Source organism: Kitasatospora sp. NPDC098663 (assembly GCF_044760075.1).
Lineage (GTDB): Bacteria > Actinomycetota > Actinomycetes > Streptomycetales > Streptomycetaceae > Kitasatospora.
The window spans coordinates 89,116-106,838 of the sequence record NZ_JBIWAP010000003.1 but is presented as its reverse complement, the minus strand read 5'-3'; the positions used below and the strand labels follow the sequence as shown (position 1 = coordinate 106,838).

Annotated in this window: 18 protein-coding genes; 8 read left to right on the top strand and 10 right to left on the bottom strand. The window is 73.2% G+C overall.

Annotation, left to right across the window (positions count from 1 at the left end; all coding sequences use genetic code 11):
- Positions 1-197: 197 nt before the first annotated feature.
- Both ACIQVZ_RS04180 and ACIQVZ_RS04175 read right to left on the bottom strand, forming a co-directional pair.
- Positions 198-779: a DUF2269 domain-containing protein gene (locus ACIQVZ_RS04180; protein ID WP_402447061.1), complete on the bottom strand. Its 582-nt coding sequence runs from the start codon at positions 777-779 to the stop codon at positions 198-200.
- 98 nt (positions 780-877) lie between these two features.
- Complete coding sequence (locus ACIQVZ_RS04175; RefSeq protein ID WP_402447059.1) at positions 878-1,651, bottom strand: SDR family NAD(P)-dependent oxidoreductase; 774 nt, start codon at positions 1,649-1,651, stop codon at positions 878-880.
- Positions 1,652-1,838: 187 nt separating this feature from the next.
- On the opposite strand from ACIQVZ_RS04175, the gene ACIQVZ_RS04170 reads away from it, so the two are divergent.
- Genes ACIQVZ_RS04170 through ACIQVZ_RS04160 form a run of 3 tightly spaced genes read left to right on the top strand, consistent with a single transcriptional unit; the run spans position 1,839 to position 3,924 of the window.
- Positions 1,839-2,051, top strand: coding sequence for a hypothetical protein (locus tag ACIQVZ_RS04170; RefSeq protein ID WP_402447056.1), 213 nt, complete (start codon positions 1,839-1,841; stop codon positions 2,049-2,051).
- Positions 2,052-2,086: 35 nt separating this feature from the next.
- Positions 2,087-3,265: a sensor histidine kinase gene (locus ACIQVZ_RS04165; RefSeq protein ID WP_350875142.1), complete on the top strand. Its 1,179-nt coding sequence runs from the start codon at positions 2,087-2,089 to the stop codon at positions 3,263-3,265.
- Positions 3,262-3,924: a response regulator gene (locus ACIQVZ_RS04160; protein ID WP_402447054.1), complete on the top strand. Its 663-nt coding sequence runs from the start codon at positions 3,262-3,264 to the stop codon at positions 3,922-3,924. Before ACIQVZ_RS04165 ends, ACIQVZ_RS04160 begins: the two co-directional genes overlap by 4 nt.
- A gap of 135 nt (positions 3,925-4,059) precedes the next feature.
- Here the strand turns inward: ACIQVZ_RS04160 and ACIQVZ_RS04155 are convergent, their stop codons facing one another.
- Genes ACIQVZ_RS04155 through ACIQVZ_RS04145 form a run of 3 tightly spaced genes read right to left on the bottom strand, consistent with a single transcriptional unit; the run spans position 4,060 to position 6,520 of the window.
- A complete protein-coding gene (locus ACIQVZ_RS04155; protein WP_350875147.1) occupies positions 4,060-4,806 on the bottom strand; it encodes a hypothetical protein in 747 nt (248 codons plus the stop codon).
- A gap of 23 nt (positions 4,807-4,829) precedes the next feature.
- Positions 4,830-5,585: an ABC transporter permease gene (locus ACIQVZ_RS04150; RefSeq protein WP_402447052.1), complete on the bottom strand. Its 756-nt coding sequence runs from the start codon at positions 5,583-5,585 to the stop codon at positions 4,830-4,832.
- The gene (locus tag ACIQVZ_RS04145) at positions 5,582-6,520 is read right to left on the bottom strand and encodes an ABC transporter ATP-binding protein (protein ID WP_402447049.1); all 939 of its coding nucleotides are present in this window, start codon (positions 6,518-6,520) and stop codon (positions 5,582-5,584) included. Before ACIQVZ_RS04145 ends, ACIQVZ_RS04150 begins: the two co-directional genes overlap by 4 nt.
- A gap of 179 nt (positions 6,521-6,699) precedes the next feature.
- On the opposite strand from ACIQVZ_RS04145, the gene ACIQVZ_RS04140 reads away from it, so the two are divergent.
- Positions 6,700-7,902 carry a sensor histidine kinase gene (locus tag ACIQVZ_RS04140; protein ID WP_402447047.1) on the top strand — a complete coding sequence of 401 codons (1,203 nt, stop codon included), beginning with the start codon at positions 6,700-6,702 and terminating at the stop codon, positions 7,900-7,902.
- A 44-nt stretch (positions 7,903-7,946) separates the two neighbouring features.
- The gene (locus ACIQVZ_RS04135) at positions 7,947-8,606 is read left to right on the top strand and encodes a response regulator (RefSeq protein WP_387814124.1); all 660 of its coding nucleotides are present in this window, start codon (positions 7,947-7,949) and stop codon (positions 8,604-8,606) included.
- A gap of 113 nt (positions 8,607-8,719) precedes the next feature.
- Here the strand turns inward: ACIQVZ_RS04135 and ACIQVZ_RS04130 are convergent, their stop codons facing one another.
- The 3 genes from ACIQVZ_RS04130 to modA all read right to left on the bottom strand — a co-directional run bounded on the left by ACIQVZ_RS04130 (position 8,720) and on the right by modA (position 11,680).
- Positions 8,720-9,865, bottom strand: a complete 1,146-nt coding sequence (locus ACIQVZ_RS04130; RefSeq protein WP_402447046.1) for an ABC transporter ATP-binding protein — start codon at positions 9,863-9,865, stop codon at positions 8,720-8,722.
- Positions 9,866-9,929: 64 nt separating this feature from the next.
- Positions 9,930-10,751 (bottom strand): ABC transporter permease, encoded by an 822-nt coding sequence (locus tag ACIQVZ_RS04125; protein WP_350875665.1) that lies wholly within the window; start codon positions 10,749-10,751, stop codon positions 9,930-9,932.
- A gap of 74 nt (positions 10,752-10,825) precedes the next feature.
- On the bottom strand, positions 10,826-11,680 hold the full coding sequence (gene modA, locus ACIQVZ_RS04120) for a molybdate ABC transporter substrate-binding protein (RefSeq protein ID WP_402447044.1): 855 nt from the start codon (positions 11,678-11,680) through the stop codon (positions 10,826-10,828).
- Between the two features lie 413 nt (positions 11,681-12,093).
- Here modA and ACIQVZ_RS04115 point away from each other — a divergent pair, with 413 nt between their 5' ends.
- Positions 12,094-13,479, top strand: a complete 1,386-nt coding sequence (locus ACIQVZ_RS04115; RefSeq protein ID WP_402447042.1) for a cytochrome P450 — start codon at positions 12,094-12,096, stop codon at positions 13,477-13,479.
- 154 nt (positions 13,480-13,633) lie between these two features.
- On the opposite strand, the gene ACIQVZ_RS04110 is transcribed toward ACIQVZ_RS04115, so the two are convergent.
- Complete coding sequence (locus ACIQVZ_RS04110; protein ID WP_402447039.1) at positions 13,634-14,014, bottom strand: hypothetical protein; 381 nt, start codon at positions 14,012-14,014, stop codon at positions 13,634-13,636.
- Between the two features lie 154 nt (positions 14,015-14,168).
- On the opposite strand from ACIQVZ_RS04110, the gene ACIQVZ_RS04105 reads away from it, so the two are divergent.
- Both ACIQVZ_RS04105 and ACIQVZ_RS04100 read left to right on the top strand, forming a co-directional pair.
- Positions 14,169-14,990 (top strand): RNA polymerase sigma factor, encoded by an 822-nt coding sequence (locus ACIQVZ_RS04105; protein ID WP_402447036.1) that lies wholly within the window; start codon positions 14,169-14,171, stop codon positions 14,988-14,990.
- 45 nt (positions 14,991-15,035) lie between these two features.
- Positions 15,036-16,001 carry a hypothetical protein gene (locus ACIQVZ_RS04100; RefSeq protein WP_350875170.1) on the top strand — a complete coding sequence of 322 codons (966 nt, stop codon included), beginning with the start codon at positions 15,036-15,038 and terminating at the stop codon, positions 15,999-16,001.
- A 157-nt stretch (positions 16,002-16,158) separates the two neighbouring features.
- Here the strand turns inward: ACIQVZ_RS04100 and ACIQVZ_RS04095 are convergent, their stop codons facing one another.
- On the bottom strand, positions 16,159-17,562 hold the full coding sequence (locus tag ACIQVZ_RS04095) for a cation:dicarboxylate symporter family transporter (RefSeq protein ID WP_350875172.1): 1,404 nt from the start codon (positions 17,560-17,562) through the stop codon (positions 16,159-16,161).
- Between the last annotated feature and the right edge of the window lie 161 nt (positions 17,563-17,723).

Genomic DNA, 17,723 nt, shown 5'->3' with positions numbered 1-17,723 from the left:
TGAGGTCTGACGTCCGGGAGCCGACGGCTGGCGTCTGGCGTCTGGCGTTTGGCGGCAAACGGATGACAGCGAACAGCCGGCAGATTTCGAAATCTGCCAGCTGTTCGCTGTTTGTTGTTCGCTGCCCGCCGTCAGCCGGCTGCCTGCTTGTACCTTCGGTGGACCGCGGCATCCAGCGAGCTCGGTCATGCCTCGGCTCACCCGCCGCCGGGCCGCGACCGGGCATGGCGGCGTCCCGACGGTTTGACGACGGAGAGCACGACGTTGGCGACGTACACCGACAGCGCGACGATCGGGATGATCACCAGGTTGTAGCGGGTGAACCCGAGGTGCATGTCCGCGATGGTGCCGGTGGGGTGCTGGTCCACCAGGTGGGCCGCTTCGTGCAGCCGGGCGGTGAGTTCGAAGATCGAGGCGGCGGTGGCGGCCAGGGTGAGCCAGAACTTGACGGCAACCCAGCGGTACCTGAACAGGCGCCAGGGGGTTCCGAGTGAGAGGAGCAGACCGGTCAGCAGGGAGAGCAGGCTCAGCGGGATGACCAGCGCGTCGCCGAGGAGCGGCATCATCCGGTAGGCGCTGCGCAGGGTCTCCGCGCTGTCCGTCAGCAGCCCTGCCGCGCCGAGTGTGAGCAGGCAGAGCATCAGGCCCAGCCAGCTGACCGAGCTGATGACGTGCACGACCACCGCGCCCTTGCGGGCAGTCGGTGAGAGGCGGAAGTTCTTGGGCTGCGGGGTGCCCGGACGGGGCCTTGCCACGGAGGGCGCGGCGGGGGTGGTCATACGGGGTCCTTAGGGAGGCGGCGGGGGAGGGGGCCTGCGTCAGGCTCTCGTGGCGAGCGCCGTGGTTGCCGGCCGGTGGCTGCGGCCGGCCACCGGCGTCAGAGCATGATGCGCCCGCCGGCCACGTCGATCGTCAGGCCGGTCAGCCAGGACGACGACTCGGACGCGAGGAAGAGCGCGGCGTGAGCGACATCGGTGGGCACTCCTGCGCGGCCCAGCGGGAACTGCCTGACGATCAGCGGGAGCTTTTCGGCGGGTATGCGCTCCTGTTGGCTCTCCGTCATGATCAGGGAAGGGGCGAGGCAGTTGACCCGCACTCCGTACCGTCCCACCTCCTGTGCGACCTGGCGGGTGAGCATCAGCACGCCTGCCTTGGCCGCCGCGTAGGAGGCGGCGGCACCGCCGGGAAGCCGCCCGGCGGTGGACGCCATGGTGATGATCGAACCGCCGCCGCGCTCGATCATGCCGGGCAGGAAGGTCTGCACGGCCAGGAAGGTGGCGGTCAGGTTCAGGTCGACCACCGAGTGCCAGTGCGCCAGGCTCATCTGCTCGATCGGCACCGGGTCGCCGCCTCCGCCGACGAACGCGCAGAGCACGTCGATCGGACCGACGGACTGCTCGGCCTGTGTGCGCAGCCGTACGAGGTCGGCGGGATCGGTGCAGTCGGCCGTCATCGCGACCGCCGTTCCGCCTGCCGCGCGGATCTCGCCGACCGTCCGGTCGACGGCACTGCGGTCGCGCCCGACGACGGCCGCCTTGACACCGTTGGCGGCCAGGGCCTTTGCCGTCTCGGCTCCGATGCCCCGGGAACCTCCGGTGACGAGGGCGGCCTTACCCGCGAGATCGGGATAGGTGGGCAGTGGTGTGGTCATCAGTGTGGCTCCGTGGATCCTCGGTTGCCGGTGAGTCGGTCGGCGGACGCCGTGGTGCCGCCCGTGCCGACCCCAGGAATCCTCGTCGCCGCGCCCGCACGCCGTCGTCGCCCGAGCGGCGGCCGTCGGGATACTCCTGCCGACGTAGCGTCGCGTCCCGGCGGTACGACGCTAGGAGAAGGTCGAAGTGCCCGACACAGAGAGGTTGTTGGCGCAGAACAACGACGGTGCTCTCCTGGTCGCCGAGCCGGCCGCGCTGCTGATCCCGGTCGGACGTTACGTCGGCTTCCTCTGGTTCGTCGTGGTGAGCCGGACGCTGTGGCGTCGGGACGGCGGCGCCCCCTCCACGGGCCGGTCGCGTACTACGGCGGGAGTAGCCGCACCCGCACCCGCGAGCTGATGCCCGGGTGCGGCGCGCCGCACTAGCCTTCCGGCATGAACGAGTTACGCCCGTCGTGGAAGCCGCCGTGGAACCGATCCGGCCGGGCGGGCCTGCCCGTGCTCTCGTCGGTGGCCGTCGCCTGCTTCCAGGTGGCGGGCACGGTCGGCGCAGGACACCGGCAGCCCGACCGCGTCCAGCTCGACGCCCTCGGCTACGTGCTGCTCCTGCTCGGCCCCGCCGCGCTGCTGCTGCGCCGCCGCCACCCGGCGGCGGTCATGGTCGGCACCACGGCGGTCACCATCGGCTACCTGTTCGCCGGGTACCCGTACGGCCCGGTCCTCGTCAGCCTCGGTGTGGCGTTCTTCGTCGCGGTCCAGTGCGGGCAACGGCGGGTGGCCTGGGCGTGCGGCGGCGCCTTCTACGTTGGTCAGCTGCTGATGAGCTACGCGATTCCGCACGACTGGCTGCGGGCCGAGAGCTGGCAGGCCAACGCCTGGCAGGAGTCGGGTGTCATGGCGGTGCTGCTGCTCATCGCGACCGGTGCGGAACTGGCCCGGGTCCGCCGCGAGCAGTTCGCCGCCGCCAGAGCCGCCGCGGAGGAGGCACAGCGGCGCCGCGTCGACGAGGAGCGCCTGCGGATGGCCCGCGAGCTGCACGACATCCTGGCGCACAGCATCTCGTTGATCCACGTCCAGGCCGGGGTGGCGCTCGAACTCATCGACACCCGCCCGGAACAGGCCAGAAGCGCCCTGGCGACGATCAAGGCCGCCAGCAAGGAGTCCCTGGGCGAGGTCCGGCAGGTCCTCGGCACGCTGCGCGGACCGGGGGCCACCGCGCCGCGCACCCCCGCCCCTGGCCTGGACCGGTTGGACGAACTGGTCGACCAGGCCGGCCGGGCAGGCCTGACCGTCAGCGTCCGTTCCGAGGGCGTCCCCGGGGAGGAGTCGGCCGCCGTCCAGCGGGCCGCCTTCCGGATCGTCCAGGAAGCCCTGACCAATGTGATCCGCCACTCCGCGGCCCGGACGGCCACCGTGCTGCTCTCCCGGACGGCCGACGGCCTCACCGTGCAGATCGACGACCCGGGCCCGGTGGGCGGCGGCGACGCGGGCGGCTCGGGAGCCGGACTGATCGGGATGCGGGAGCGGGTCGCCGCCTTCGGGGGCACCCTGGAGGCGGGCCCGTGCGACGCGGGCTTCCGAGTCCGGGCCCGCTTGACGAGGGGTGACCGGTGATCAGGGTGCTGCTGGTGGACGACCAGATGCTGGTCAGGGCCGGGTTCCGGGCGTTGCTCGACGCCCAGCCCGACGTCGAGGTGGTCGGCGAGGCCGCCGACGGCGAGCAGGCCCTGTGCCTCGCCGTCGAGCTGCGTCCCGACGTGGTGCTGATGGACATCCGGATGCCCCGCCTCGACGGCCTGGAGGCCACCCGGCGGATCGGGGCCGACCCGGAGCTCGGCGGTGTGCGGGTGGTCGTGCTGACCACCTTCGAGCTCGACGAGTACGTCTTCGAGGCGCTGCGGTCCGGCGCGGCGGGGTTCCTCGTCAAGGACGCCGAGCCGGCCGAACTGCTCCGGGCGGTCCGGGTCGCTGCCGCAGGCGACGCGCTGCTCTCGCCGGGCGTCACCCGGCGCCTGATCGGAGAGTTCGCCGCCCGCTCGAAGGAGCCGCGGGCGGTCGACCTCGAGATGCTGACCGAACGCGAACGCGAGGTGCTTGCCCTGGTCGGGCTCGGGCTCTCCAACGAGGACATCGCCCGCCGGCTGGTGGTCAGCCCGCTGACCGCCAAGACGCATGTCAGCCGCGCCATGGTCAAGCTCGGCGCCCGCGACCGCGCCCAACTGGTCGTCCTCGCCTACGAATCCGGCCTGGTCCGCCCCGGCTGGCTCGGGTGACGGGTGACGGGTGACGGGCGAGAGATGACAGCTAACAGATAACAGATTTCGAAATCTGTTATCTGTTAGCTGTTACTTGTTTGCTGTCATCTGTTTGTTGTCAGCGGCTGCCGGCCCGCCGCCCGCCGTCGGGTGCTACTCGCCGGACGCCTGGTGCCGCCGGATCGCCCGCAGCCCGCCGTAGGCGGCCGCGGCCGTCCAGAGGGCCATGATCAGCAGTCCGGTCCAGTGGCCGTAGTGGACGCCGGCCTCGGTCCGGGTGTGCATCGCGTACAGGCCGGCCCGGTCGGGCAGGAACTGGCCGACCTCGCGGACGCCGGGGATGGCCGCCAGCCAGGTGGTGCCGAGGAACACCATCGGGCCGAGCAGACCGAGCGCGGCGCTGAAGTTGCCCAGCATCGTGGTCAGTCCGAGGCAGAGCAGTACCAGCAGCGGGTGGTAGAGCACGCCGGCCACGAAGCTGCGGGCCAGACCGGGGGTTGACCAGTCCAGTCCGACGGTGGCGTCGACGGCCAGGAACGAGCCCGCCGTCGACGCCAGCCCGAGCAGCAGGCCCAGCCCGGCGCCGAGCGTGAGCTTGGCGCCGTACAGCCGGGCGCGCCGGGGGACGGCGATGAACGAGGTGCTGATCATGCGGGTGTTGAACTCCTGCCCGATCAGCAGGATCCCGAGGCAGGCCACCGCCACGTGCCCGAAGAGCAGCCCGTAGTAGATCCCGTTGGCCGGATCCGTTCCGGGGGCCACGGTCTTGGGGTCGGAGGCGGCGCTGACGGCCGCGGTGACCCCGACGGTCAGGACCAGGGCGACCAGCGGGGCCGCCCACTGGGAGGGCAGGGTGGTGAACTTGATCCGTTCGGCGCGCAGGGCGTGGGCCGCGCTCATTGTCGTCTTCCCTTCGTTCGTGGTCACTTGGCGCGCCGCAGGGCGAGCAGGCCGCCGCAGGCCGCGGCGCCGGCCCACAGGGCCATGATCAGCAGTCCGGTCCAGTGCCCGTACGAGACCTGCGGGTCGTCGGCGTAGTGCAGTGCGTACTGGCCGGCCCGGTCGGGCAGGAACTGGGCCACCTGCCGCACCCCGGCCACGCCGCCCAGCAGTGGCGAGAGCAGGAAGACGACCGGTACCAGCAGTCCCATGGCGGCGGTGAGGTTGCCGAGCAGCGCGGTCGCCCCGAGGCAGAACACCACCAGCAGCACCGGGTAGAGCACGCCGGCGGTGGCGCTGCGGACGAAGGCGGGGCCGTCCCAGCCGCCGGGGACGGTGGCCGCGTACCCGGCGAAGGCGCCCGCCGTGCCCGCCGCGCCGACGCCGAGGCCGACCAGCGCGCCGAGCGTCAGCTTGGCGCCGTACAGCAGTCCGCGCCGGGGGACGGCGGTGAGCGAGACGTCGATCATGCGGGTGTTGAACTCCTGGCCGATCAGCAGGACCGCGAAGCAGACCAGCGCGGCCTGGCCGAAGTTGAGCCCGTAGAAGACGCCCGCACCGGGGTCGTCGGTGAGGTTGTGCTCCGAGCCGCCGAGGGCCGCGCCGATCGCCGTGGTGGTGCCCACGGTGAGCGCGAAGGCGAGCAGCGGGGTGATCCAGAGCGAGTGGAGCGTGGTGAGTTTGATCCGTTCGGCGTTGAAGGCGCACAGGTGGTGCCGGAGGGTTGAGCCGGGGCTCATGCGGTGGCCTCGGCGCGGTACTCGACGCTGTCGGCGGTCATCCGCATGAACGCCTCCTCCAGCGAGTCCTGTTGGACCGCGATCTCGTACAGGACCACGCCGTGTGCGGCGGCGAGCGCGGCGATCTGCTCGGGTTCGGCGCCGGTCACCTCCCAGGCGCCGTCGTCGACCTCGGTCGCGGTGAGGTTGCCGGCGGCGTCCGACTGCTGGAGCAGGTCGCCGCCGAACAGGGCGGCGAGCTTGGCCGAGTTGACGGCCCGGACGCGGATCCTGGTCCGGCCGTGCTGGTCGATGAACTCGGCGGTGGCGGCGTCCGCGAGCAGCCGACCACGACCGATGACCACCAAGTGGTCGGCGGTGAGCGCCATTTCGGTCATCAGGTGGGACGACACCAGCACCGACCTGCCCTCGGCGGCCAGTTCGCGCAACAGGGTGCGGATCCAGCGGATGCCCTCCGGGTCGAGACCGTTGACCGGTTCGTCCAGGAGCAGCACCGGCGGGTCGCCGAGCAGCGCGGCGGCCACCCCGAGCCGCTGGCGCATGCCGAGGGAGAAGCCGCGGATCCGCCGTCCGGCGGCGTCCGTCAGGCCGACCTGGGCGAGCACCTCGTCAACCCGGCGCGGCGCCAGGCCGTTGCTCGCCGCGAGCCAGCGCAGGTGGCCGGCGGCCGTGCGGCCGCCGTGCAGGGCGTGGGCGTCCAGCAGGGCGCCCACCTGCCGCAGCGGCTGGGCGAGTTCGGCGTACCGGCGGCCGCCGACCAGGGCGCTTCCGGCGGTGGGGCGGTCCAGTCCGAGGATCAGGCGCATGGTGGTGCTCTTGCCGGCGCCGTTCGGGCCGAGGAAGCCCGTCACCAGGCCGGGCCGGACCTCGAAGGACAGGTCGTCGACGACGCGCCGACCGTCGTACTCCTTGGTGAGGCCCTGGATCTCGATCACGGCCGCGCTCCCCGCTCGGTGCTCCGGTGCCGGGTCGTCCGGCTGGTGGTCACATTCGACCGGAGCGGGCCGTGCCGGCGGATCCCGCCGGGGTCGGGAGCCGCCTCCCTCCCGGGAGGGAGGCGACGGCAGGCCGGCGGGGGATCCCTGGCCGACCGCTGAGCTGGCAGGATGGCGGAATGCCCAGGATCCTCGCGCCGCTGCTGGCCGGCGCCACGTACGCGCGCCTGCTGCACCTGCTGGTCGGGTGGATCTTCGCGGGCGTCGTCCTGATGGTCTACCCGGGGACGTACCACAAGAGCCTGGGCGAGATCGTGGTCGCGGGCGCCGCGGTGGACACCGCCCTGCTCGCCCTGGTCGCCCTCGTGCCCGCGACGCGGCGCGCCGAGGGGGTGCAGGCGCGACTGCTGCTGCTGCCCGACCGCGAGGAGGACATCGCCGCCGAGTCCTCCCGGACCTGGGCGGACCGGCGGCGCACCGCCGGCTGGCTGATCGGGCGGGTCCTGCTCGGCTCGGTGGTCGGGTTCGCGACGGCCTTCGGCCTCACCAGCGGCTACGACCTGCTGACCGGCCCGGACTCGTTCTGGTACCTCCCGCTCGCCCCGGTGCTGGTGCTCGGCTACGGCTGGCTGGTGGTGTCCGCCGGGCGCCTCCAACTCGCCATGGCCGTAAGGCTGCTGGGGCCATCCCCAGCGGAGCGGCTGGCGGAGGCCGAGCTGCGCGCCGAACGGCTGCTGGAACGCAACAGGTTGGCCCGCGAGCTGCACGATTCCATCGGCCACGCACTGACGGTGACGGTCCTTCAGGCTGGTGCCGCACGGGAGGTCGGGGACCAGGCGTTCACCGCGATGGCGCTCGAAGTCATCGAGGAGACCGGCCGCCGGGCCATGGAGGACCTGGAACGCACCCTCGTCCTGCTCCGCGAGACGCCGGAGGGCGCGGCCGGCAACGGAACGGCCACCGAACAGCCCGGCCTCGACCAGTTGCCCGCACTCTTCGACACCGCCCGGTCGGCGGGGAGCCCGGTCGAGGCGCGGATCGAGGTGTCGGCGGGGGCGCTGCCCGGGGTGCTCTCCCGCGAGTCCTACCGGATCGTCCAGGAGGGTGTCACCAACGCGCTCAAGTACGCGCCCGGCGAGCCGGTCAGCGTACGGATCGCCGTCCAGGGCGGGCAGTTGGAGCTGCACTGCGCCAATCGCCCGCCGGTCGGCGGCGTTCCGGCGCGTCCGGCCGGCGGCGCGGCGGGCAAGGGCGGCAAGGGGCTGCGCGGCATCCGGGAGCGCGCCACGCTGCTCGGCGGGGAGGCCACCGCCGGGGTGTCGGGCGACGGGGGCGGGGAGTGGGTGCTCGCCGTCCGGCTGCCCCTACGCTTGGGCTCGTGACGAACGATCTTGTAGGCGACGGACCCGCGAGGGGCTCCACCGGGATGATCGACATCCTGCTCGCCGACGACGAGGAACTGGTCCGGGCCGGGATGCGGGCCGTCCTGGAGGCGCAGGGGGACCTGCGGGTGGTCGGTGAGGCCGCCGACGGCGCCGACGCGGTGGCGCTGGCCCGCACGCTGCGCCCGCACGTCGTCCTGATGGACGTCCGGATGCCGGTGCTGGACGGTCTGGCGGCGACCCGAGAGCTCCTGCGCCCCGGCGCGCCGGGGGAGCAGCCACCGAAGATCCTGGTCGTCACCACCTTCGAGAACGACGACTACGTCTACCAGGCGCTGCGCGCGGGTGCCGACGGCTTCCTGCTGAAGCGCTCCCGAGCGGCCGAGATCGCGCACGCGGTACGGCTGGTGGCGGCGGGCGAGTCACTGCTGTTCCCGGCCACGATCCGCCGCCTCGCGGCCGGCCACGGCAATCCCGCCGCCCGCGCGACCATGGAGCGGGCGGCGCTGACCGAGCGCGAGGCGGAGGTGCTGCGGCTGGTCGCGCGCGGCCTCAGCAACGGGGAGATCGCCGAGCTGCTGTTCCTCGGCGTGCAGACGGTGAAGACCCACGTCAGCAGTGTGCTGGCGAAGCTCGGGGCGCGGGACCGCACCCAGGCGGTGATCGCCGCGTACGAGTCGGGCTTCGTCGAGCCGTCGGAGTAGCGCACAGGGCGGCGGGCAGGAGTGGCGCGCCGGGCCGGAGCGGCCCGCCGAACGGGAGCGGCGCACCGGCGGTGGCTCGGCGAGGGCGCGGGCGGCCCGGCGCGGTGTCGGGGTCAGGCCGGGTAGGCGTGGGTCTGGGTGGCCTTGACGGAGACCCAGACCTCGGATCCGGGCGCCAGCCCCAGCTCGGCGACGGCGGCCGGGGTGAGGTCGGCGGCCATCGGGAGTTCGCCCGCGAGGTCGGCACGCACCTGGTCGCCGTGCAGGTCCAGGCCGGTGACCTCGGCCTTCCACACGTTGCGCGCGCTGGACTGGGGCCGTTCGCGGTGCAGGGTCACGGCGGACGGCGGGAAGGCGACGAAGGCCGGGCCGGACAGCTCCTCGGTGGTGGCCAGGACCGTGCCGGCCGTGAGCGTGACCTGGTGGCCCTCGGCCACGCCCTGGTACAGGTTCAGTCCGACCAGGCGCGCGATGTAGTCGGTGCGCGGCCGCCGGGCGACCTCCGCCGGGCTGCCGGACTGCACCTCGTGCCCGCCCTCGATCACCACCAGCCGGTCGGCGAGCACCATCGCGTCCAGCGGGTCGTGCGTCACCAGCACCGCCACGGCCTCGAACTCGGCCAGGTGGCGCCGCAGTTGGGAGCGAACGTCGAGCCGGGTACGGGCGTCCAGAGCGGCCAGCGGCTCGTCCAGCAGCAGCAGCCGGGGGCGGACGGCCAGCGCCCGGGCCAGCGCCACCCGCTGTGCCTGGCCGCCGGAGAGGCTCCCGGGTCGTACGGAGGCGTGGTCGGCCAGGCCCATCCGCTCCAGCCAACCGGCCGCCTCGGCCCGGGCGGCACGCTTGGGGTGGCCCTGGCAGCGCGGGCCGAAGGCGACGTTGTCGAGCGCGCTGAGGTGCGGGAAGAGCAGGTAGTCCTGGAACACCACGCCGACGGGACGCTCCTCGGCGGGGGTGTGCACGCGCTGCCCGGGCTCCTCCAGCAGCCGTCCGTCCAGGCGCAGGTGGCCGCCGGTGAGCGGGAGCAGCCCGGCGAGGGCGCGCAGGGCGGTGGACTTGCCGGCGCCGTTCGGGCCGAGCAGCGCGATCACCTCGCCGGGTGCGGCGGTGAGGGCGAGGTCGAGGGTGAACGCGGCGCGCTCCACCCGCAGCCGGGCGTCCAGGGCGGCGTGTGCAGGTGCAGCCTCGGCGGCCGTGGAGGCGGGGTCGGCCGAGTGGGCGGGGTCGGTGGGGTCGGCAGGGTCGGTGGGGTCGGTGCTCATCGGGGCGGCGTCCAGGGGGTCGGGGCAGCGGTGGCCGGGCTCCGGCCCGGGGCTCGCAGGGCCGTCACGGGGTCGACATCCAGCGGTCGCGCAGGCCGACCAGGACCGCGACGGAGACCACCAGCAGGACCAGCGACAGCGCGATCGCCGCCTCGGGGTCCGATTCCATGGCGAGGTAGACGGCCAGTGGCATGGTCTGGGTGCGGCCCGGGAAGTTGCCCGCGAAGGTGATCGTGGCGCCGAACTCGCCGAGCGCTCGGGCCCAGGCGAGGACCGCCCCGGCCGCGATCCCCGGGGCGATCAGCGGCAGGGTCACCCGGCGGAACGCCGTCAGTCGGGAGGCGCCCAGGGTCGCGGCCGCCTCCTCGTAGCGGGGGTCGGCGGCGCGCAGCGCGCCCTCCACGCTGATCACCAGGAACGGCATCGCCACGAACGCCTCGGCGATGACCACCCCGGTCGTGGTGAACGGCAGCGTGATGCCGAAGGCCGAGTCCAGCCAGGAACCGACGATGCCGCGCCGCCCGAGAACCAGCAGCAGTGCCACGCCGCCGACCACCGGTGGCAGCACCAGCGGCAGGGTGACCAGGGCCCGGATCACCCGTCGGCCCGGCAGTTCGGTGCGGGCGAGCAGCCAGGCCAGCGGGACGCCGAGGACCAGCGAGACCGCGGTGGCGGCCGTCGCGCAGATCAGCGACAGACGCAGGGCGTCCCAGACGGCGGCGCTGGTGAGCTGCTCGGACAGGCCGCTCCAGGGCGCCCGGACGAGCAGGCCGACCAGCGGCAGGATCAGGAACGCCAGCCCGAGCAGCGCCGGGAGCAGCAGCGTGACCGGGACGCGGTGGGTGCGCCGGCGCCGGCGTGGCAGGGCTTTCGCCGTTCCTGCCACGCCGGGTCGCCCGGTGCCGGTGGCTCGCTCGGTGGTGCGCCCGGTGCCGGTGGTGCGCTTGGTGGTGCGGTCGCTCACGGCGCCTGGAAGCCCGCCGCGGTGAGCACCTGCTCGGCCTCGGGCGACTGGATGTACGTGACGAAGGCGGCGGCGCCGTCCTTGTTCGGGGCCTTGGCCAGGGCGGCGATCGGGTAGTCGTTCACGGCCTTGTCGGCCTCGGGGAAGTCCACGCTGTCGATCTTCCCGGCATCCGCCTTCACGTCGGTCTTGTACACGAGCGAGGCGTCGACCTCGCCGAGCTCGACCTTGGTCAGCGCGCCCTTGACGTCCTGCTCCAGGGTGACCGGGGTGAGGTTGACGTTGGCGGCCTTGAGCGCGGTCAGGGCGGCGGCGCCGCACGGCACCTCCTTTGCGCACAGCGCGACCTTCACACCGGAGGCGGTGAGGTCGTTCAGGCCCGCGACGTGCTTGGGGTTGCCCTTGGGCACGGCGATGGTGAGCGTGTTCCTGACGAAGGTCTTCGGGTCGCCGCTGGCGCCGCCCGCGTCGGTCACGGTCTTCATGGTGGCCGGGCTGGCGGCGGCGAACACGTCCGCCGGGGCACCCGAGTTGATGCTGGTGGCGAGGCTGGAGCTGCCGCCGAAGTTGAACTTGACCTTGGCACCCGGGTTCGCGGCCTCGAACTTCTTGCCGAGGTCGGTGAACGTCTCCTTGAGCGAGGCGGCGGCGAAGACGGTGATGTCGCCGGTGGCCTTCGGGACGCTGCCGCCGCCGGCCGCCGACGAGGCCGAGGAACCCGCCGCCGAAGCGGCCGAGGAGCTGCCGGACTTGCCACCGCCGTCGCTGCCGCAGGCGGTGGCCCCGAGGCTGAGGACGAGGGCCGCCGCGGCGGCGACGGCGAGTCTGCGGGTGGTCGTACGGGTGCTCATCGGGGCTTCCCCTCCAGGACCGCGCCGGAAGAGGCGCGGAGTGAGGCCGCAGGTGCGGCCATTACAGCGATCATAGTGCCGCAAATGCGAGCGATAAGTCCTCTGTCGCTTCGCACAGGCGGGGAGTGGCTGCGGTCTCCGCCCGGCTGTGCGAAGGCTCAAACGTGCACGGACGGCGCCGGAGCGGGAGTGCTGCGGGGCCGTCCGACCCGGAGACCGTGCCGGCCTTCGCCCTCCCGCGCCCTCCCGTTCCCTCCTTCGCCCTCCCACGCCCTCCCGCTCCCTCCTTCGCCCTCCCACGCCCTCCCACTCCTCCCTGCGCCCTCCCGTGCCCTCCCGTGCGCTTTCGCGCCTTTCGATGCTGATGATTCGTCAGTTACGTTGGTGGGTCGCCTGCGGAGAATGGAGTGCCGATGACCAGCGCCACCGCCCTCATCCCCGGGCCGGCCGGAAACCCTCTGGTCGGATCGTTGTTCGACCTCACCCGCCGCCCGCTGCGCACCTACCTCGCCGCCCACCGCGACCACGGGGACGTGGTCCGGTTCCGGGTCGGGCCGCCCGGGCTGCGGGTCGAGTTCTACGGTGTGTTCTCCCCGGAGGGCGTCCAGCAGGTGCTGGGCAGCGAGGCCGCCAACTTCCGCAAGGAGAACGCCTTCTACGACGAGTTGCGCAGCAGCGTCGGCAATGGCCTGCTGACCAGCCAGGACGGCGACTACCAGCGCCAGCGCCGACTGGTCCAGCCGCTGTTCACCCGCCGCCGGGTGGACGGCTACGCGGGCGCCGTCGCCCAGGAGGCGCGGGCGCTCACCGAGCGGTGGAACGCGATCCCGGTCGGGGTCGTGGACGCGGCGGAGGAGATGTCCCGGTTCGCGTTGCGAGCCGTCGCCCGGATCCTGTTCGGCGCGGACGTCGACGAGGCGGTGGCGGTGGTGGACCGCAACTTCCCGGTGCTCGGCGAGTACGTCTGGGAGCGGGGCTTCGCGGCGATCCGCACCCCGCGCAGCTGGCCGACCCCCTCGAACCGGCGCGGCGCCGAGGCCCGGCGCGCCCTGTACGCGGTCTGCGACCGGATCGTCGCCGAGCGGGCCGCGCGCGGCGACCTGGACGAGGACGCGGACGACCTGCTCACGCTGCTCGGGCGGGCCCGCGGCGAGGACGGGGAGCAGCTCGACCCGGCCGAACTGCGGGACCAGGTGCTGGTCTTCCTGCTCGCCGGGCACGAGACCACGGCCACCTCGCTGGCCTTCGCGCTGCACCTGCTCGCCAAGCATCCCGAGCAGCGCAAGCTCGCCCAGCGGGAGGCGGAAACCGTGCTGGCCAGCCGGGAGCCGAACGCGGCGGACCTGGAGTCGCTGCCGTACATCACCCGGGTGCTGAAGGAGGCGATGCGGCTCTACCCGGCGGCGGCCCTGGTCGGGCGGCGGGCGGTCGCCGAGACGGTCATCGACGGGTACGTGATCCCGGCGGGTGCCCAGGTCGTCGTCTCGCCGCTGGTCACCCACCGGCACCCGGCGCACTGGCCGGACCCGGAGCGCTTCGACCCCGACCGCTTCCTGCCCGAACAGGAGAGGGGCCGGCACCGCTACGCCTGGTACCCGTTCGGCGGCGGTCCGCGGGCGTGCATCGGGCAGCACTTCGCGATGCTGGAATCGGTGCTGAGCCTGGGCGTGCTGCTGCGGGACTTCGAGATGGAGGCGGTGGACGAGCGGGTGGCGCTCGCCCAGGGCATCACGCTCCGCGCGGCGAGCCCGATGCGGATCCGGGTGACGGCGCGGGGGGCCGCGGGGCTCGCCGGGTAGCGGCTGACAGCCTTCAGCGTTCAGATTTCAGATGACAGATAACAGAAGATGAAATCTGTCATCTGTTTGTCGTCATCTGTTCGCTGCCTCTCCGGGCATGCGGCGGGGGCGCCGCCCTGGCGGGACGGCGCCCCCGATCGGTTCTGTCGGTGCCTCAGCCCCGGCTCTGGAAAACGATCTTGGTCCAGCTGGAGCCCGGGCAGTTGCCCCAGACGTCCCAGGCCTGGGGTCGGGCGCCGATCCACAGGCCGGTGGTGCTCGTGCCGTTGGCACAGTAGGTGATGGTGCGCAGCTGGCCCGAGTAGACGTTGCAGTAGCCCTCCCAGCGCCACCCGTAGTCCGCGGTGATGACGCAGTGGTAGGAGGCGGCGGCCACCTCGGGTGAGGCCCCGATGGTGCCGGCGGTGATGGTCTGGTCGGCGGCGGCGACGGTGGGCGCAGCGGCGGCGGGCAGGGTGGTGGTCCCGAGCACGCCGAGGGTGGCCACGGCGGCCATCCCGAACGTGGCGATCTTCCTGGCGAAGCGACCTCGCATGGCAGTTTCTCCTCGCTCAACGGGTACGGATCGGGCGGTGCGTCCCCGGCCGTCCGGATCTGCGGGGTGGGTGAATTCCGGCTTCCCGTCCGGCTGATGACGTATTGCGCACGAATGACTGCGGACAGTGAGACGACGGCCTATGATGTGACCTGTGTCACAACCTTTCTCGACGGGTCGTGACCTGCCCAACTGGGCTTTCGGGGTGCCGATTTCCGGGGAGGGCGGCATGGCGGAATGCGGCGGCCGGTGTGCCGGCGGACGCGGGGGCGGCGGCGGGAAGGACTTCGGTCCGAGGCCCGCCGATCGTCAATCGGACGATTTCAACCGGGTGTTCACGGAAATGCTGCCGAGGCTCCACCGGGCGGCCGCGTCGCTCACCGGCGGGCTCGCCGCCGGGGACGTGGTGCATGACGCGTATCTGCGGATCGCCCGCAGGCCGGAGCGGTTCCTGAGCCATCCGCAGCCCTACGCCTACGTGTTCACCACGATGGCGAACATCCTGCGCGACCAGTGGCGCCGGGAGCGGCGGAGGGTCGTGCTGCCCGATCCGTCCGAGGCGGCCGAGCGGGAGCGGGGCCAGCCGCCGCTCGAGTCGCCGTCCGGCGGGATGGTCGAGCTGCAGGCGCGCTGGGAGGTGCTCCGACTGCTGGGCTGCCTGACCGCGAAGCAGGCCCGCGTGGTGGTGCTGGTGGACCTCGACGGCTACACCGTCGACGAGGCCGCCGAACTGCTGGGCCTGCATCGCAGCACGCTGGCCGTCACCCGTCGCCGCGCCCATGGGAGGCTGCGCGCGGTCCTCGCGCGGGAACGGGAACACGAGCGGGAGGGTGGGCGGGGCCATCGGCCAGGGCCCGCCCCCGCGGCGGCGCCCGGTGCGGCGCCCGGTACGGCGGCGCCCGGCGCGGGGTCCGATGCGGGGCCCGGAGCGAGCCCTGGGGCGGCGTCCGAAGTGGCACCCGACGCACCGAGCTGACGCTAAGTCAGCTGATGCGCCGCCCCGGCCCGTACGCTGAAAATCGTGATCACGTACGAGGACCACCGCCTCCGCGCCCTGGCTGACGACGGCCGCTGGCCCGAACTGCTGACCGCCTACCGGCAGGGTCGGGCGGCAGCCGTGGAGCGCGCCGGGGAGGAGCCCGCGGCGGCGCTGACCGCGCCGCTCGGCCACCTGATCGCCTACTCGGCGCCACCGGAGCTGGCCGTCCGGCTGTTCGACCGGGACGGCGGCCCGGGGACGGTCGCCGGGGTCGCCGACCATGACGCCGGTCCGCTCTGGGAGGTGCTGGCGACCCGGCATTCCTGGCTGCGGCTGGCCCCGCTGCTCGTCCCGGCCCCGGTGCGCCGACTGGTCGCGCAGACCCGGGTGCTGCTCGGTGAGGACCTCTCGTACGGGGCCGAACCCGACCCGGAGGGCGTGCCGCTGCTGCTGGCGCCGTGGGAGACGGCCGGATGGGACGAGGGGGCGCGGGTGCGCCAGTACCTGCCCTGCGGGGGCGCGCGCAGTGCGCTGCTGACCCTGCCGGCCAGCCGGGAGGGCCTGGGTGGGGTGACGCTGCCCGCTTCGGGCGTACGGCTGGGCGGGCAGCGGGCGACCCGGGCGCTGGCCGCGCTGGCGGACTGGGCGGAGGTGGTCTGCGTCCGGGGTCCGGCGCCGCAGGCGGCCGCCCAACTGGCCCGTAGTTCCCGGGTCACCGGCGGGTACCTGCCGTTCGCGCTGGTCTATCCGGCGCTGGTGCAGGCCGCCGTCGTGGACCGCGGACGGGGCTCGGCGCACGGACGGCTGGCGCTCTGGCGGGCGCTGGTCGCGATGGCCGGCGCGGAGGGTACGGACGGGTCGGACCGGGCGGAGGTCGACGCGCTGGTGGCCCGGATGCGCTGCTTCATCTGGCACGAGCCGGCCGCCGGGCTGCGCCATCTGCACGTCGCGCTGGAGGACCCGGCCTGTGGCCTGGCCTGGGCGGTGAGCGGCTCCGAGGACCTGTGAGGGCGGGAGGACCTGGAGACGCCGTCAGGACCTGCGGGGACCCGCGAGAACCGGTGAGGACCTGCGGCGAAGGCCCGTCGGGCATGCGGAACCCCCGGTCCGGCGCCGTTTCCGGGGGAGGTGGTGGCGCCGGACCGGGGGCGTATGAGGGGGCCGCTCAGGCGGCCGCGGCCGCGCCGCTCCGGGTGGGGACGGCTTCCGGAGTCGCCGGGACGGCCTCGGGGGCCGCGGCCGGTCCGCCGTGTGCGTCGACCAGGGTCCGCTCGTCGAACGGCTCCTCGCCGGCCAGCACCCGCTGGGCGCGGTCCGCGTCCAGTTCGCCGGTCCAGTGGCCGATCAGGACGGTGGCGACGGCGTTGCCCGCGAAGTTGGTGAGCGCACGGGCCTCGGACATGAAGCGGTCGATGCCGACGATCAGGCCGACCCCGTCCACCAGCGCGGGCTTGTGCGACTGCAGCCCGCCGGCCAGGGTGGCCAGCCCGGCGCCGGTGACCCCGGCCGCGCCCTTGCTCGCGATCACCATGAACACCAGCAGCGAGAGCTGCTCGCCGATCGACATCGGCTTGTCCATCGCCTCGGAGATGAAGATCGACGACATGGTGAGGTAGATCGCGGTGCCGTCGAGGTTGAAGCTGTAGCCGGTCGGCACGGTGATGCCGACGACCGGGCGGCTCACACCGAGGTGCTCCATCTTGGCGATCAGGCGGGGCAGCGCGCTCTCGGAGGAGGAGGTGGAGAGGATCAGCAGGAACTCGCGGCCCAGGTAGCGCAGCAGCGCGAACACGTTGACCCCGGCGACCAGTCGCAGCAGCGCGCCCAGGACGACGACGACGAACAGCACGCAGGTCGCGTAGAAGCCGAGCATGATGACCGCGAGGCTCTTCAGCGCGGCCGTGCCGGTCGCCCCGACGACGGCGGCCATCGCCCCGAAGGCGCCGATCGGCGCGACCCACATGATCATCGACATGATCCGGAAGACCAGCCGCTGCACGTGCTCGATCCCGCGCAGCACCGGGGCGCCGGCCGGGCCCATCGCCTGGAGGGCGAAGCCGGCGAGCAGTGCGACCAGCAGGGTCTGCAGCACCTTGCCCTCGGTGAGGGCCGAGAACGTGGTGGTGGGGATCATCCCGAGCAGGAAGTCGGTCGTCGACTGGGCGCCGCCGGCGACGGCCTGGGCGTGGCCGGACTTCGCGAGCGCGGCGGTCAGGTGCAGGCCGCCGCCGGGCTCCAGCAGGTTGCCGACGGCCAGGCCGATGGCCAGTGCGACGGTCGACATGACGAGGAAGTAGCCGAGGGCGAGGCCGCCGACCTTGCCGACCTTGGCGGCCTTGGTCACCGAGCCGATGCCCAGCACGATGGTGCAGAAGATTACCGGGCTGATCATCATCTTGATCAGGTTGACGAAGCCGGTGCCGACCGGCTTCAACTCCACGGCGAAACCGGGGGCGGCCAGCCCGACCACGATGCCCGCGATCACGGCGGCGATGACGGCGAGGTAGAGGTAGTGGGTCCGGTCCCTGCGTCTGGATCCCCCCGCCGGTGCGGCTCCAACGATCGACATCTGCGGCTCCTTCGCCGTGCGGTCCTGGCGGCCCCGGGTGGTGGGCCGCTCTGACTATCGGGCCTGGGCGTGACGGAGGTCACGTTTGCGTTCATAGAGTTCACGACCGGGTGCCGCCGGGCCGTGGGGAGCGGCGGGGCCGGGGGCGTTCGTCGACAGGC

What these genes read in the sequence shown, in the direction of transcription:
- ACIQVZ_RS04180 (WP_402447061.1), bottom strand. Translation starts at nt 779, where the DNA reads ATGACCACCCCCGCCGCGCCCTCCGTGGCAAGGCCCCGTCCGGGCACC.
- ACIQVZ_RS04175 (WP_402447059.1), bottom strand. Translation starts at nt 1,651, where the DNA reads ATGACCACACCACTGCCCACCTATCCCGATCTCGCGGGTAAGGCCGCC.
- ACIQVZ_RS04165 (WP_350875142.1), top strand. Translation starts at nt 2,087, where the DNA reads ATGAACGAGTTACGCCCGTCGTGGAAGCCGCCGTGGAACCGATCCGGC.
- ACIQVZ_RS04155 (WP_350875147.1), bottom strand. Translation starts at nt 4,806, where the DNA reads ATGAGCGCGGCCCACGCCCTGCGCGCCGAACGGATCAAGTTCACCACC.
- ACIQVZ_RS04150 (WP_402447052.1), bottom strand. Translation starts at nt 5,585, where the DNA reads ATGAGCCCCGGCTCAACCCTCCGGCACCACCTGTGCGCCTTCAACGCC.
- ACIQVZ_RS04140 (WP_402447047.1), top strand. Translation starts at nt 6,700, where the DNA reads ATGCCCAGGATCCTCGCGCCGCTGCTGGCCGGCGCCACGTACGCGCGC.
- ACIQVZ_RS04135 (WP_387814124.1), top strand. Translation starts at nt 7,947, where the DNA reads ATGATCGACATCCTGCTCGCCGACGACGAGGAACTGGTCCGGGCCGGG.
- ACIQVZ_RS04130 (WP_402447046.1), bottom strand. Translation starts at nt 9,865, where the DNA reads ATGAGCACCGACCCCACCGACCCTGCCGACCCCACCGACCCCGCCCAC.
- modA (WP_402447044.1), bottom strand. Translation starts at nt 11,680, where the DNA reads ATGAGCACCCGTACGACCACCCGCAGACTCGCCGTCGCCGCCGCGGCG.
- ACIQVZ_RS04115 (WP_402447042.1), top strand. Translation starts at nt 12,094, where the DNA reads ATGACCAGCGCCACCGCCCTCATCCCCGGGCCGGCCGGAAACCCTCTG.
- ACIQVZ_RS04110 (WP_402447039.1), bottom strand. Translation starts at nt 14,014, where the DNA reads ATGCGAGGTCGCTTCGCCAGGAAGATCGCCACGTTCGGGATGGCCGCC.
- ACIQVZ_RS04095 (WP_350875172.1), bottom strand. Translation starts at nt 17,562, where the DNA reads ATGTCGATCGTTGGAGCCGCACCGGCGGGGGGATCCAGACGCAGGGAC.